Below are 12,745 nucleotides of genomic sequence, written 5' to 3' on the forward strand. Positions count from 1 at the left end.
CCTGCCCTCACCGCGTCACTGCCCAGGTGATCGCCGCGGTAAGGCCGATCAACATGACGAAAGCATAGCTGTACAAATATCCCGATTGCAGGCGTCCGGCGAGGCGGCTGCCAAAGGAAACCACCGCGGCCGAACCGTTCGGCCCGAACCGGTCGATCGTGCCTTCATCGCCGGCCTTCCAGAAAAAGCGGCCGATGGCGAATGCCGGACGCACGAAGATGAAATGATAAAGCTCGTCGAAATACCATTTGTTGAGCAGGAAGCGGTACAGCAACCGAAAATGGTCGGCGAACTTCGCGGGAAAGTCCTTGTTCGCGATATAGCCGTACCACGCCACCGCCAGTCCCAGCAGCATCACGACCGTCGCCGACAGCTTCGCCCAGGTCGGAATTTCGTGGCTCGCATGGGCGAGATGTTCGTTGAAGAACACGCTGCCCTTCCAGAACGCGCCCGCACTTTCCGGATCGATAAAGAACGGGTGGAAGAAATACCCGGCAAAGACAGCACCCATCGACAGCACGATCAGCGGGATCAGCATCACGATCGGGCTTTCGTGCGGGTGATAGCCGCCGGTGCCTTCGGGCAGGTCCGTTTCATGCGGGCCATGGACGTGCGGCTCGCTTCCCGAATCCTCGGCCTGCGGATTGTCCGCCACTTCCGCACCGCTGTGTGCAACATGCGCGTCCTCGGCCGGATGGTGCCCATGGGCTTCGTGCACCGCGTGCTGAACATGCTCGGACGTGATCCAGCGCGGCTTGCCCCAAAAGGTCAGGAACATCAGGCGCCAGGAATAGAAGCTAGTCAACAGCGCCGCGATCACGCCCGCCCAATATGCCGGGTAGCTACCCGCCGCGAACGCGCTTTCAATGATCGCATCTTTCGAATGGTATCCGGCAAAGCCGCCGACATCGATGATACCGACGCCGGTAATCGCCAGCGTGCCCGCCATCATCGCCCAGAAGGTAACGGGGATTTCCTTACGCAGCGCGCCATAGCAGCGCATATCCTGTTCGTGATGCATCGCATGGATCACCGAACCCGCGCCAAGGAACAGCAGCGCTTTGAAAAAAGCGTGGGTGAACAGGTGGAACATCGCCGCGCCATAGGCACCGACGCCCGCCGCGAAGAACATATAGCCGAGCTGCGAACAGGTCGAATAGGCGATCACGCGCTTGATATCGGTCTGAACCGTGCCGATCGTCGCCGCGAAAAAACAGGTTGCCCCGCCGATAAAAGTGATGAAGCCGAGCGCCGTCGGGCTGGTTTCGAACATCGGCGACAGGCGGCAAACCATGAACACGCCCGCGGTGACCATCGTCGCGGCGTGGATCAGCGCCGAAACCGGCGTCGGACCTTCCATCGCGTCCGGAAGCCAGGTGTGCAGGCCGAGCTGCGCCGACTTGCCCATCGCACCGACGAACAGCAACAGGCAGATAACCGTCATCGTGTCGTAGCGGTGGCCCAGGAAGCCGATCGTGGAGCCGGCCATGCCGGGAGCAGCCTGAAGAATTTCGGGGATCGATACGGTGTTGAACACCAGATACGTCCCGAAAATGCCGAGCATGAAGCCAAGGTCGCCGACGCGGTTGACCACGAACGCCTTGATCGCGGCGGCATTGGCGCTGGGTTTGCGGAACCAGAAACCGATCAGCAGATAGGAAGCAAGGCCAACGCCTTCCCAGCCGAAGAACATCTGAATCAGGTTGTTCGCGGTGACCAGCATCAGCATGGCGAAAGTGAAGAGCGACAGATAGGCGAAGAACCGCGGCTGATCCGGATCCTCCTCCATATAGCCCCAGCTATACAGGTGCACGAGGAACGAAACGCTCGTCACCACCACCAGCATGACCGATGTCAGCGCATCGACGCGAAGCTGCCAGGCAACGTCGAACGACCCCGACTTCATCCAGGTGAAGACCGGTGCCACGCCCGCTTCATTCGCACCGCTGAGAAAGCCGATAAAGATCGGCCAGCTCAGCGCACATGCGATGAACAGCGCGCCGGTGGTCGCCACCTTGGGCACGATCGTGCCGAACGCCCGGTTCGAAAGCCCGGCAAACGCGGCCGCCAGCAGCGGCAGGAATACGATGAATTGAATCGAAGTCACCGAACGATCACCCCTTCATCCGGTTGACGTCATCGACCGCGATCGAACCGCGGCCACGGAAATAAATTACCAGGATCGCAAGCCCGATCGCCGCTTCGCCCGCAGCGACGGTCAGCACGAACATCGCGAACACCTGACCCACCAGATCCTGTAGATAGGCCGAAAAAGCCACCAGGTTCAGGTTCACCGCCAACAGGATCAGTTCGATCGCCATCAGGATGACGATCAGATTCTTGCGGTTCACGAAGATGCCCAGCACCCCCATGGTGAACAGGATCGCCGAAACGACCAGATAATGGGTAAGGCCGATCACAGCTCCACTCCCTGCCCAACGGGCGCGTTGACGTTGCGGATCGCATCCTTCGACCGGCGCGAAACCTGCTGGCGGATACGCTGGTGGCGCGAATCCGGCCGCTGGCGGAAGGTCAGCACGATCGCACCGATCATCGCGACCAGAAGCACCAGCCCGGCCAGTTCGAATACGAAAAGATAGCGGCTGTAGAGCAGCTCGCCGATCGCCTGGATATTCGGCACCGCGCCGTCGATCGGCGCTGCGCGCCGGGCGAAGTCGATACCGCCGGCGCTCCATGCGCCAATCGCGATGAATATTTCGCACACCAGCGCCAGCGACAACGCCAGCCCGATCCAAAAATAGCGGACGAACCCGGCGCGAAGCTCGGTAAAATCAATGTCGAGCATCATCACGACGAACAGGAACAGCACCGCGACCGCGCCGACATAAACGATGACGAGCAGCATCGCGATGAACTCGGCACCTACCAGTACCATCAGGCCGGCGGCGTTGAAGAACGCCAGGATCAGCCACAGCACCGAATGCACCGGATTGCGCGACGATATCGTCAGTGCGGCGGAAACCAGCACCACGAAAGCGAACAGGTAAAAGGCGATAGCTTGTATCACGGAATCAGGAAGCCCCCGTTAGGTTGGCAGCCGCTTAACGGTAGGGCGCGTCGGCGGCAAGGTTTGCGGCGATCGCGCGTTCCCACCGGTCCCCGTTTTCGAGAAGTTTGGCCTTGTGATAGACCAGTTCCTCTCGCGTTTCGGTCGCAAATTCGAAATTCGGTCCTTCGACGATCGCATCCACCGGACATGCCTCCTGGCACAGCCCGCAATAGATGCATTTCACCATGTCGATGTCGTAGCGCGTTGTGCGACGTGATCCGTCGTCGCGCGGCTCCGCCTCGATCGTGATGGCAAGCGCGGGGCAGATCGCCTCGCACAGCTTGCACGCGATGCAGCGCTCTTCCCCATTGGGATAGCGACGCAATGCATGCTCACCGCGAAACCGTGCGGAGATCGGGTTCTTTTCATAGGGATAGTTGATCGTCGCCTTGGGCTTGAAGAAATAGCTCAAGGTCAGCGCATGCGCCTTGACGAACTCCCACAGCGTCCAGGTTTTCAGGGTCTGGGCGAAACTCATATGCTCACAATCCCACCCGGGTCAGCATCAGGAACCCGGAAACGAGGAAGACGAAGATCAGCGACAGCGGCAGGAAGATCTTCCAGCCAAGTCGCATCAGCTGGTCGTAGCGATAGCGCGGCACCGTCGCCTTTACCCAACTGAACGCGAAGAAGAAGAAACCCATCTTCAGCAGCAGCCAGATGATGCCGGGCACCACGTACAGGAACGGAATGTCGAACGGCGGCAGATATCCGCCCCAGAACAGGATCGCGTTCAGCGCGCACATCAAGATGACGTTGGCATATTCGCCCAGCCAGAACAGCGCGAACGCCATCGACGAATATTCGGTCTGATACCCGGCGACGAGTTCCGATTCGGCCTCGGTCAGGTCGAACGGTGCGCGCTGCGTTTCGGCTAGCGAGGAGATGAAGAACACCACCGCCATCGGGAACAGCAGGATGTTGAACCCGAAGCCGTTCAGGATGCCGAGGCCGTAAATGCTGCGCTGCGCCTCGACGATCGTGGTGAGGTTGAAACTTCCCGCCCACAGCACGATCGAAATCAGCACAAAGCCGATCGCGACTTCATAGCTTACCATCTGCGCCGCCGCGCGGATCGCCGAATAGAAAGGATATTTGGAGTTGGACGACCAGCCCGCCAGGATGATCCCGTATACGCCGAGCGACGATGCCGCGAGCACATAGAGCAGCCCGACATTGATGTTGGCGACGACCACGCCCGGCTGGAACGGCACCACCGCCCATACGATCAGCGCGACGGTGAAGGTGATGATCGGCGCCAGCAGGAACAGCCCCTTGTTGGCGCTGGTCGGAATGATCGTTTCCTGAAGAAAGACCTTCAATCCGTCGGCAAAGCTCTGCAGCACCCCGAACGGCCCAACGACGTTCGGACCCCGGCGCAGCGCCATCGCCGCCCATATCTTGCGGTCGACATAAATCACAATAGCGACCGCCAGCATCAGCGGCAGCGCGATCACCAGAATGCCGATGATCGTGGCCAGAAACCACGCCCATCCGTGCATCATGCCAAAGGATTCGAACCAGGCGGTCATTCGGCTGCCTCCGCAAATTGCTCGCCATGGACAAGTTCGGCCGAACAACGCTGCATCGTCGGGCTGGCGCGGCAAATCGCGTTGGTCAGGTAGAAGTCCTGAATCGGATAGATGACGCTGCCCGACGCTTCACTGCCCAGCGAGGGCGGATTCCATTCGAGGCTCACCAGCCCTTCCGTCGCCAGCGCGGGCACTTCAGCGAACATCGCGGCGCGAAGTTCGTCATAGCTGTCGAAGGGAAGCGTCTTGCCCAGCCGTTCGGAAAGCGCGCGCAGGATCGTCCAGTCCTCGCGCGCATCGCCCGGCGGGAAAACAGCGCGGTCACCACGCTGCACGCGGCCTTCCAGATTGACATAGGTTCCCGGCTTTTCGGTATAGGCCGCCGCCGGCAGGATCACGTCGGCGGCATGCGCGCCGCGATCGCCATGATGGCCCACATACACCTTGAACGTATCGCCGAACGCCGAATAATCGACCTCATCCGCGCCGAGGAAAAAGCCCAGCTTCGGTTTCGCGGCGACGATATCGGCAAGCCCGCCCGCCTGCGCATAGCCGAGCATCAGCCCGCCCATGCGCGCGGCCGACATGTGCACGACGTTATAACCGTTCCACGCGGTCCCGTCTTCCAGCGCGCGCACCAGATTCAGCGCCTTTGCGGCTGCCAGCGAACCGCCATGACCGCCCTTCAGCGCAGCGCCGCCGACGATCACCACCGGCTTTTCGGCGGCATCGAACGCATCCTTCGCCGCCTGCGGTAGATTACCGATCAGCGACAGGTCGTTACCCAGCCACTCGATCTTGTAGGTCAGGTCACGCTGCGGCCCGATGCCGAACACCTTCGCGCCGCGCTTGCGGATCGCCTTGCGAATGCGCGTGTTGACCAGCGGCGCTTCCCAGCGAAGATCGGTGCCAACCAGCAAAATGGCGTCCGCTTCTTCCAGCCGCGCGATCGTCGTGTTGAAATTGACCGCAGACAGGCTCGATACATCATAGTCCATGCCGGTTTGGCGGCCTTCGAGCATCGCCGAACCAAACTGACCGACCAGCGCCTTTGCCGCAAACATGGTTTCGCAATCGACCAGATCGCCCGCAATCGCCGCCACGCTGTCGCCAGCGCCCTGCGCTACCGCGGCAATCGCGTCAAATGCCGCTTCCCAGCTTACCGGGTGCAGCTTGCCGTCCTTGCGGACATAGGGCGTGTCGAGGCGGCGACGGATCAGCCCGTCGATCGCGTGGCGGGTCTTGTCGCTCGCCCACTCCTCGTTCACCTCGTCATTGACGCGCGGAAGGCTGCGCAGCACCTGCCGCCCCCGGCTGTCGAGGCGGACATTGGTGCCGATGCCGTCCATCACGTCGATGGCGAGCGTCTTGTTCAGCTCCCACGGACGCGCTTCGAACGCATAGGGCTTGCTCGTCAGCGCACCGACCGGGCAAAGATCGACGACATTGCCCGACAGCTCGCTCGACACCGCATGTTCGAGGTAGCTGGTGATCTGCATATCCTCGCCGCGATAGATCGCGCCGATTTCCTCCACGCCCGCGACCTCTTCGGCGAACCGGACGCAACGGGTGCAATGGATGCACCGGGTCATGATCGTCTTTACGATCGGACCCATATATTTTTCGGTGACCGCGCGCTTGTTCTCGTCATAGCGGCTATGGCCCTTGCCATAGGCCATTGCCTGATCCTGCAGGTCGCATTCGCCGCCCTGATCGCAGATCGGGCAGTCGAGCGGATGGTTGATCAGCAGGAACTCCATCACGCCTTCGCGCGCGGCCTTCACCATCGCACTGTCGGTGCGGATCTCCTGCCCCTCGCTCGCCGGAAGCGCGCAGCTCGCCTGCGGCTTGGGCGGACCGGGCTTCACCTCGACCAGGCACATGCGGCAATTGCCCGCGATCGACAGGCGTTCATGATAACAGAAGCGCGGGATTTCCTTGCCGGCAAGCTCACACGCCTGCAGCACGGTCGCCCCCTGCGGGACTTCGATCTCGGTTCCGTCGACGGTTACTTTAGGCATTATTCGGCAGCTTCCATCATCGGCTCGGCGCCACCGCATTTTTCGGTGATACGGCGCTCCAGTTCGGGGCGGAAATGGCGGATCAGGCCCTGGATCGGCCAGGCGGCGGCGTCGCCCAACGCGCAGATGGTGTGGCCTTCAACCTGCTTTGTGACTTCCCACAGCGTGTCGATTTCGGAAATATCGGCGTCACCGGTGCGCAGCCGCTCCATCACGCGCCACATCCAGCCGGTGCCTTCACGGCACGGCGTGCACTGGCCGCAGCTTTCATGCTTGTAGAAATAGCTGATCCGGCTGATCGCCTGAACCACATCGGTCGATTTGTCCATTACAATGACCGCAGCGGTGCCGAGACCCGATTTCAGGTCCTTCAGCCCGTCGAAATCCATCGGCGCGTCCATGATCTGCTCGGCCGGAACCAGCGGCACCGAGGATCCGCCCGGAATGACCGCGAGCAGATTGTCCCAACCACCCTTGATCCCGCCGCAATGCGTTTCGATCAGTTCGCGAAACGAAATACCCATCGCCTCTTCGACGACGCAGGGGCGTTCAACATGGCCCGAAATCTGGAACAGCTTCGTGCCCTTGTTATTCTCCCGCCCGAAAGAGGAGAACCAGTCGGCACCGCGGCGCAGGATCGTCGGGACGACCGCGATCGATTCGACATTGTTGACCGTGGTGGGGCAGCCGTACAGCCCCGCACCTGCTGGAAATGGCGGTTTCAGCCGCGGCTGGCCCTTCTTGCCCTCAAGGCTTTCGAGCATCGCGGTTTCTTCGCCGCAAATATAGGCACCGGCACCGCGGTGGCAGAATACGTCGAAATCATAGCCGGACCCACAGGCGTTCTTGCCGATCAGCCCCTTATCGTATGCCTCGGCGATCGCGGCGAACAGCGTCTCGGCCTCGCGAATATATTCGCCGCGAATATAGATGTACGCCGCACGCGCGCGCATCGCGAACCCTGCGATCAGCGCGCCTTCGATCAGCTTGTGCGGATCGTGGCGGATGATTTCCCGGTCCTTGCAAGATCCCGGTTCGGATTCGTCGGCGTTGATGACCAGGAAGTTCGGCCGGTCGGGCTTCGGCTCCTTGGGCATGAAGCCCCATTTGACGCCGGTGGGGAACCCCGCACCGCCGCGCCCGCGAAGGCCCGATGCCTTTACCCGATCGATAATCTCGTCCTGCCCGATTTCGAGCAGCTTGTTCGTCGCATCCCAGTCGCCGCGCTTGATCGCGGCGTCGATCCCCCATGGCTGAAAGCCATAGAGATTGGTGAAAATGCGGTCCTTGTCAGCGAGCATCGGTATTCATTTCCATCTTGATCGCGTTCGCGTGCGACGGTTCTGCCTGCGCCACACCACCGAAAATCAGCCACGCCGCAACGGCGATCAGCGCCAGGATGACAATGATCTTCAACGCGCCGGCAATAAAGCGAAACGCAAGGAAGATCAGCACGACGGCGACGATCAGCGTTACGATACCCATTGGATCAGCGGCCCTTTCCAATGAGTTTTTCGGCAAAGAAATACACGGCAACTGCCACCGCCAGCCCGACCGCGATTGCGATCAGGCCGAGCGCGATTTTCAGCAGCGCCACCAGAATGATGATGGCCAGAATGCCGACGGCAATGGCGATCAGCAGGTTCAAGAAGCGGTCTCCCACTCCCCGCGATAGTCATGGTTTTCGTCCACCATGGCTGTCAGCGTGGTCGGGCCGCCCACCGGCTCGCTGGTCTGGCGCCCCGGCTCCTGCGTGCCCGGCTTGGGCTGCTTGCCGTCGGCCAGCGCGTCGAGCACGGCGATCGTGCGCTCATAATCGAGGTCTTCGTAATTATCGTCGTTGATCTGGACCATCGGCGCGGTAGCGCAATTGCCCATGCATTCGACTTCGGTCAGCGTCCACAGCCCGTCCTCGGTCGTATGCCCCTTCTTCATGCCCTTTGACTTGCACGCGCGAAATACCTCGTCCGACCCGCGCAGCCAGCACGGCGTCGTGCCGCATACCTGCACGTGATACTTACCCACCGGTTGCAGGTTGAACATGGTGTAGAAGGTCGCGACTTCGAGCACGCGGACATAAGGCAGGCCCAGTTCGCGCGCGACGAATTCGATCACCGGAACCGGCAGCCAGCCCTGCGTCTGCGTTTCCGCGCCGACCTGCCGCTGGGCAATATCAAGAAACGGAATCGTGCAAGATTGCTGCCGCCCTTCGGGATAGCGCCCAAGCACTTCCTTCGCCTTGGCGGCATTGTCCGGCGTCCACGCGAAACCGCTCCAGCGCTCGCGGATTTCCGGGGTGTCTGGAATAGTCTTGGCAGCCATTAGCGATCACACTCCCCGAACACGATGTCCATCGCGCCCAGAATGGCGGTGGTGTCGGCGAGCATGTGGCCCTTCGACATGAAATCCATCGCCTGCAAATGGCTGAACGCGGTCGGGCGAATCTTGCAGCGATAGGGTTTGTTCGATCCGTCGCTGACCATGTAGATGCCGAATTCGCCCTTGGGGCTTTCGGTCGCGACATACACTTCGCCCGCGGGCACATGATAGCCTTCGGTATACAGCTTGAAGTGATGGATCAGCGCTTCCATCGAATGCTTCATCTCGCCGCGTTTTGGCGGTCCGACCTTGCGATCGGTCGTCATGGTCGGGCCTTCGGGCATTTGCGCGAGGCATTGTTTCATGATCCGCGCCGACTGGTACACTTCCTCGACCCGAACCATGAAGCGATCATAGCAATCGCCCTTCGTGCCGACGGGAATGTCGAATTCCATCCGGTCATACACGTCATAGGGCTGCGATTTGCGAATATCCCACGGGATGCCCGCGCCCCGGATCATCGGCCCCGAAAAACCCCATTTCAGCGCGTCTTCGCGGCTGACAACCGCGATATCGACGTTGCGCTGCTTGAAGATGCGGTTTTCCGCGACGAGGCTGACGGCATCGCCGAACAGCCTGGGCAGCCGCGTGTCGAGCCAGTCGGCGATATCGGTGAGCAGCTTGAGCGGCGCATCCTGATGCACCCCGCCGACCCGGAAATAGTTGGAGTGCATGCGAGCGCCCGAAACCCGCTCGAAGAAGTTCATGCAATCCTCGCGGATTTCAAACATCCACAGGTTCGGCGTCATCGCGCCCACGTCCATGACATGGCTGCCAAGGTTGAGCATGTGGTTCGAAATGCGCGTCAGTTCGGCGAAGAACACGCGCAGATATTGCGCGCGCAGCGGCACTTCGAGGTCGAGCAGCTTTTCGACCGCCAGCACGAAGCTGTGCTCCATGCACAAGGGCGAACAATAATCGAGGCGGTCCATATAGGGCAGCGCCTGCGCATAGGTTTTGTATTCGATCAGCTTTTCGGTGCCGCGATGGAGCAGCCCGATATGCGGATCGATCCGCTCGATAATCTCGCCGTCCAGCTCCATGACAAGGCGAAGCACGCCATGCGCCGCCGGATGCTGCGGTCCGAAATTGATCGTGTAATTCTGGATCTCCACATCGCCCGGCGTACCGGGACCATGCTCCTCCAGAAGCTCTTCGATATAGTCAGCCATAACTCAGCCTTCCCACCGGTTCGAGCCGGCCGCGTCGCAGCGCCGCGCGATGCCCTTCGCCGCACGATGCGCGAAAGGATGCAATTTGTCCTCGCTGCCCGTCACTGATTCTGCCCCCCGTCCTTGGGCGGCACCACATCGGCATCGTCGGGCTTTTCCTCCGGCTTGTTGCCCGGATGCGGCTGACCGGCGCCGGTCTGAGCGGGACTCTCTGTCGTCTTGGGCTCTTCCGCTTCGGCCTTGACCTTCGCCTCGTCGGCCTTTTTCACCTGATCGGCGGTTACCGGCGACGGCGCGCCCTTGGCCTCAGGCTCAGCGCCCGCCTTCTCATCGCCCGGAAGGACATATTTCGCGCCTTCCCAGGGACTCATGAAATCGAACGTGCGGAAATCCTGCGCCAGTTCGACCGGCTCATACACCACGCGCTTGGCCTCTTCCGAATAGCGAAGCTCGACAAAGCCGGACAACGGAAAGTCCTTGCGCTGCGGATGGCCGCGAAAGCCGTAATCGGTAAGGATACGACGAAGGTCGCGATTGCCCGAAAACAGCACGCCGTACATGTCGTAGACTTCACGCTCCAGCCAGCCCGCGACCGGCCAGATACCGGTCACCGACGGCACCGGCTTCACCTCATCGGTCATCACCTTCACCCGCAGGCGATGGTTCTTCGTCACCGACAGCAGGTGGTAGACAACTTCGAAGCGCTCTGCGCGCTCCGGATAGTCGACACCGGCGACCTCCATAAGCTGCTGATATTGCAGCATCGGATCGTCACGAAGTGCGATCATCGCTTCGACCAGCCGGTCGCGATCGACGATCACGGTGACTTCGTTCACAGCATCGACCGCATCGACCAGCATGTCGCCAAGCGCCACGGTCGCGGCAGCGATCACGCCGTCATTTGGCGCGCAGCGGGGGGCAGATGCTTTCATCGTTCCAGCGTTCCCGACCGGCGGATTTTCCGCTGCAATTGCATCACGCCGTACAGCAGCGCCTCTGCTGTCGGTGGGCAGCCGGGCACATAGATGTCGATCGGCACGATCCGGTCGCATCCGCGGACGACCGAATAGCTGTAGTGATAATAGCCGCCGCCATTGGCGCAGCTTCCCATCGAAATGACGTATTTCGGGTCCGACATCTGATCGTATACGCGGCGAAGCGCGGGCGCCATCTTGTTGCACAGCGTACCCGCAACAATCATCACGTCCGATTGACGCGGCGAAGCGCGCGGCGCTGCCCCGAACCGCTCCATGTCATAGCGCGGCATGTTCACATGAATCATCTCGACCGCGCAGCAGGCAAGACCGAACGTCATCCACCACAGCGAACCGGTGCGCGCCCACTGAAACAGTTCCTCGGTCGAGGTGACGAGGAACCCCTTGTCGGTCAGTTCGCCGTTCAGGTCGTTAAAGAACCGCTGGTCGGGCGCGGTGCCGGCCGGCGGCGGGCTTAGCTCTACTCCCATTCCAGGGCTCCCACTTTCCAGGCATAGGCAAGGCCAAGCGCGAGCTCGGCAATGAAGACCATCATCGAAATCCACGCCGTCCAGCCGAGCGAAAACACGCTGACCGCCCAAGGATAGATGAACGCGGCTTCCAGATCGAAGATGATAAACAGAATCGCGACGAGATAGAAGCGCACGTCAAACTGGTTGCGCGGGTCTTCAAACGCGGGAAAGCCGCATTCATATTCGGTCAGCTTTTCAGGATACGGATTGTGCGCCCCGGTAAGCCGGCCGACGATCATCGGCAGCACGACAAATGCGACCGACAGCCCCAGCGCAACGGCCAGAAACAGCAGAATGGGCAGATATTGCGACAGGTCGACCAAAATCCATCTCGCGATTGCGGAAAAATATGGCGCGCTTCTAGGACGCCGCCCCGGCAGGGGCAAGGGCCTGAGCCCAATATGTTGCGCGAAATCCTCGCCCGCACCGCGTCATCGGCCGCCGACTCGCCTTGCCGCTTGGCGAAGTGGCGCGCGACGGGGTAGACGCACCGGCGTGATCATCACGAGGAGCATTATGCGTAAGGGCTTGGCGGCAGCAATTTTCCTGACCGGCGCGGTGCTGGGCGCGGCTCCGTCGGGCGCGCAGCAGGTAATGCCCGTCCGCACCCGCGCCAATATCACCGCCGATCCCGACGCGCTGGCCCGGCTGGTCCGCGCCGAAGGGTACAAGGTGACGATCGATCACACCGATGACGGCAACCCGTTTCTTCAAACCGATGTCGACGGGACGCCCTTCACGATTTTCCTTAACAACTGCATCGCGGGCAAGGCTTGCCGCACGGTGCAGTTCTATGCCGGTTTTTCGGTTTCCACCCCGCGAAAGCTAGACCTGATCAATCGCTGGAACCAGCAGAAGCGGTTCGCCAAGGCGTATATCGACGATCAGAACGACCCGCGGCTGGAAATGGATATCAACATGGCCGGGGGCGGCGTCGCGCGCGGCAATTTTGTCGAGAATTTCCGCGTATGGATTCGCCTCCTTGCGGCGTTCAAGCAGCATATCGGCTGGAACGACGCCGAACAGCGCGATTCGTCAACCGGGCAATAGGCGAACGGCCGGGC

15 protein-coding genes are annotated in these 12,745 nt (G+C 61.1%); 1 reads left to right on the forward strand and 14 read right to left on the reverse strand.

Translation table 11 applies throughout. The features are described from left to right. Window positions 1–7: 7 nt before the first annotated feature. From nuoL to ndhC, 14 genes are all read right to left on the reverse strand, one after another. Window positions 8–2,107 (reverse strand): NADH-quinone oxidoreductase subunit L, encoded by a 2,100-nt coding sequence (nuoL, locus tag KY084_RS00470; RefSeq protein ID WP_219236475.1) that lies wholly within the window; start codon window positions 2,105–2,107, stop codon window positions 8–10. 7 nt (window positions 2,108–2,114) lie between these two features. Beyond that, window positions 2,115–2,420, reverse strand: coding sequence for an NADH-quinone oxidoreductase subunit NuoK (gene nuoK, locus KY084_RS00475; protein ID WP_219236476.1), 306 nt, complete (start codon window positions 2,418–2,420; stop codon window positions 2,115–2,117). Further along, a complete protein-coding gene (locus KY084_RS00480) occupies window positions 2,417–3,028 on the reverse strand; it encodes an NADH-quinone oxidoreductase subunit J (RefSeq protein ID WP_219236477.1) in 612 nt (203 codons plus the stop codon). The genes nuoK and KY084_RS00480 overlap by 4 nt, the downstream gene beginning before the upstream one ends. A 34-nt stretch (window positions 3,029–3,062) precedes the next feature. Continuing rightward, window positions 3,063–3,548 carry an NADH-quinone oxidoreductase subunit NuoI gene (nuoI, locus tag KY084_RS00485; RefSeq protein WP_219236478.1) on the reverse strand — a complete coding sequence of 162 codons (486 nt, stop codon included), beginning with the start codon at window positions 3,546–3,548 and terminating at the stop codon, window positions 3,063–3,065. Between the two features lie 4 nt (window positions 3,549–3,552). Then, on the reverse strand, window positions 3,553–4,602 hold the full coding sequence (gene nuoH / locus KY084_RS00490) for an NADH-quinone oxidoreductase subunit NuoH (RefSeq protein ID WP_219236479.1): 1,050 nt from the start codon (window positions 4,600–4,602) through the stop codon (window positions 3,553–3,555). Further along, on the reverse strand, window positions 4,599–6,623 hold the full coding sequence (gene nuoG, locus KY084_RS00495) for an NADH-quinone oxidoreductase subunit NuoG (protein ID WP_219236480.1): 2,025 nt from the start codon (window positions 6,621–6,623) through the stop codon (window positions 4,599–4,601). The genes nuoH and nuoG overlap by 4 nt, the downstream gene beginning before the upstream one ends. Beyond that, on the reverse strand, window positions 6,623–7,924 hold the full coding sequence (nuoF, locus tag KY084_RS00500) for an NADH-quinone oxidoreductase subunit NuoF (RefSeq protein ID WP_219236481.1): 1,302 nt from the start codon (window positions 7,922–7,924) through the stop codon (window positions 6,623–6,625). Before nuoF ends, nuoG begins: the two co-directional genes overlap by 1 nt. After that, window positions 7,914–8,108 carry a hypothetical protein gene (locus KY084_RS00505; RefSeq protein WP_219236482.1) on the reverse strand — a complete coding sequence of 65 codons (195 nt, stop codon included), beginning with the start codon at window positions 8,106–8,108 and terminating at the stop codon, window positions 7,914–7,916. Before KY084_RS00505 ends, nuoF begins: the two co-directional genes overlap by 11 nt. Window positions 8,109–8,112: 4 nt before the next feature. Then, a complete protein-coding gene (locus KY084_RS00510) occupies window positions 8,113–8,271 on the reverse strand; it encodes a hypothetical protein (RefSeq protein ID WP_219236483.1) in 159 nt (52 codons plus the stop codon). After that, window positions 8,268–8,945 carry a complex I 24 kDa subunit family protein gene (locus KY084_RS00515; protein ID WP_219236484.1) on the reverse strand — a complete coding sequence of 226 codons (678 nt, stop codon included), beginning with the start codon at window positions 8,943–8,945 and terminating at the stop codon, window positions 8,268–8,270. The genes KY084_RS00510 and KY084_RS00515 overlap by 4 nt, the downstream gene beginning before the upstream one ends. Beyond that, complete coding sequence (locus KY084_RS00520; protein ID WP_219236485.1) at window positions 8,945–10,174, reverse strand: NADH-quinone oxidoreductase subunit D; 1,230 nt, start codon at window positions 10,172–10,174, stop codon at window positions 8,945–8,947. Before KY084_RS00520 ends, KY084_RS00515 begins: the two co-directional genes overlap by 1 nt. A gap of 101 nt (window positions 10,175–10,275) precedes the next feature. Next, window positions 10,276–11,106: an NADH-quinone oxidoreductase subunit C gene (locus tag KY084_RS00525; protein ID WP_219236486.1), complete on the reverse strand. Its 831-nt coding sequence runs from the start codon at window positions 11,104–11,106 to the stop codon at window positions 10,276–10,278. Then, window positions 11,103–11,639 (reverse strand): NuoB/complex I 20 kDa subunit family protein, encoded by a 537-nt coding sequence (locus KY084_RS00530; RefSeq protein WP_219236487.1) that lies wholly within the window; start codon window positions 11,637–11,639, stop codon window positions 11,103–11,105. The genes KY084_RS00525 and KY084_RS00530 overlap by 4 nt, the downstream gene beginning before the upstream one ends. Continuing rightward, window positions 11,630–12,004, reverse strand: a complete 375-nt coding sequence (gene ndhC, locus KY084_RS00535) for an NADH-quinone oxidoreductase subunit A (RefSeq protein WP_219236488.1) — start codon at window positions 12,002–12,004, stop codon at window positions 11,630–11,632. Before ndhC ends, KY084_RS00530 begins: the two co-directional genes overlap by 10 nt. Window positions 12,005–12,197: 193 nt before the next feature. Here ndhC and KY084_RS00540 point away from each other — a divergent pair, with 193 nt between their 5' ends. Next, window positions 12,198–12,731 carry a YbjN domain-containing protein gene (locus KY084_RS00540; protein WP_219236489.1) on the forward strand — a complete coding sequence of 178 codons (534 nt, stop codon included), beginning with the start codon at window positions 12,198–12,200 and terminating at the stop codon, window positions 12,729–12,731. Window positions 12,732–12,745 lie beyond the last annotated feature (14 nt).

This window comes from Stakelama flava (genome assembly GCF_019351405.1).
Taxonomy (GTDB): domain Bacteria; phylum Pseudomonadota; class Alphaproteobacteria; order Sphingomonadales; family Sphingomonadaceae; genus Sphingomonas; species Sphingomonas flava_A.

Excerpts from the sequence above, each read along its gene's own strand:
- nuoG (WP_219236480.1), bottom strand. The coding sequence starts at position 6,623 with ATGCCTAAAGTAACCGTCGACGGAACCGAGATCGAAGTCCCGCAGGGG.
- nuoI (WP_219236478.1), bottom strand. The coding sequence starts at position 3,548 with ATGAGTTTCGCCCAGACCCTGAAAACCTGGACGCTGTGGGAGTTCGTC.
- KY084_RS00520 (WP_219236485.1), bottom strand. The coding sequence starts at position 10,174 with ATGGCTGACTATATCGAAGAGCTTCTGGAGGAGCATGGTCCCGGTACG.
- nuoF (WP_219236481.1), bottom strand. The coding sequence starts at position 7,924 with ATGCTCGCTGACAAGGACCGCATTTTCACCAATCTCTATGGCTTTCAG.
- KY084_RS00505 (WP_219236482.1), bottom strand. The coding sequence starts at position 8,108 with ATGGGTATCGTAACGCTGATCGTCGCCGTCGTGCTGATCTTCCTTGCG.
- KY084_RS00515 (WP_219236484.1), bottom strand. The coding sequence starts at position 8,945 with ATGGCTGCCAAGACTATTCCAGACACCCCGGAAATCCGCGAGCGCTGG.
- KY084_RS00525 (WP_219236486.1), bottom strand. The coding sequence starts at position 11,106 with ATGAAAGCATCTGCCCCCCGCTGCGCGCCAAATGACGGCGTGATCGCT.
- nuoH (WP_219236479.1), bottom strand. The coding sequence starts at position 4,602 with ATGACCGCCTGGTTCGAATCCTTTGGCATGATGCACGGATGGGCGTGG.
- KY084_RS00540 (WP_219236489.1), top strand. The coding sequence starts at position 12,198 with ATGCGTAAGGGCTTGGCGGCAGCAATTTTCCTGACCGGCGCGGTGCTG.
- KY084_RS00530 (WP_219236487.1), bottom strand. The coding sequence starts at position 11,639 with ATGGGAGTAGAGCTAAGCCCGCCGCCGGCCGGCACCGCGCCCGACCAG.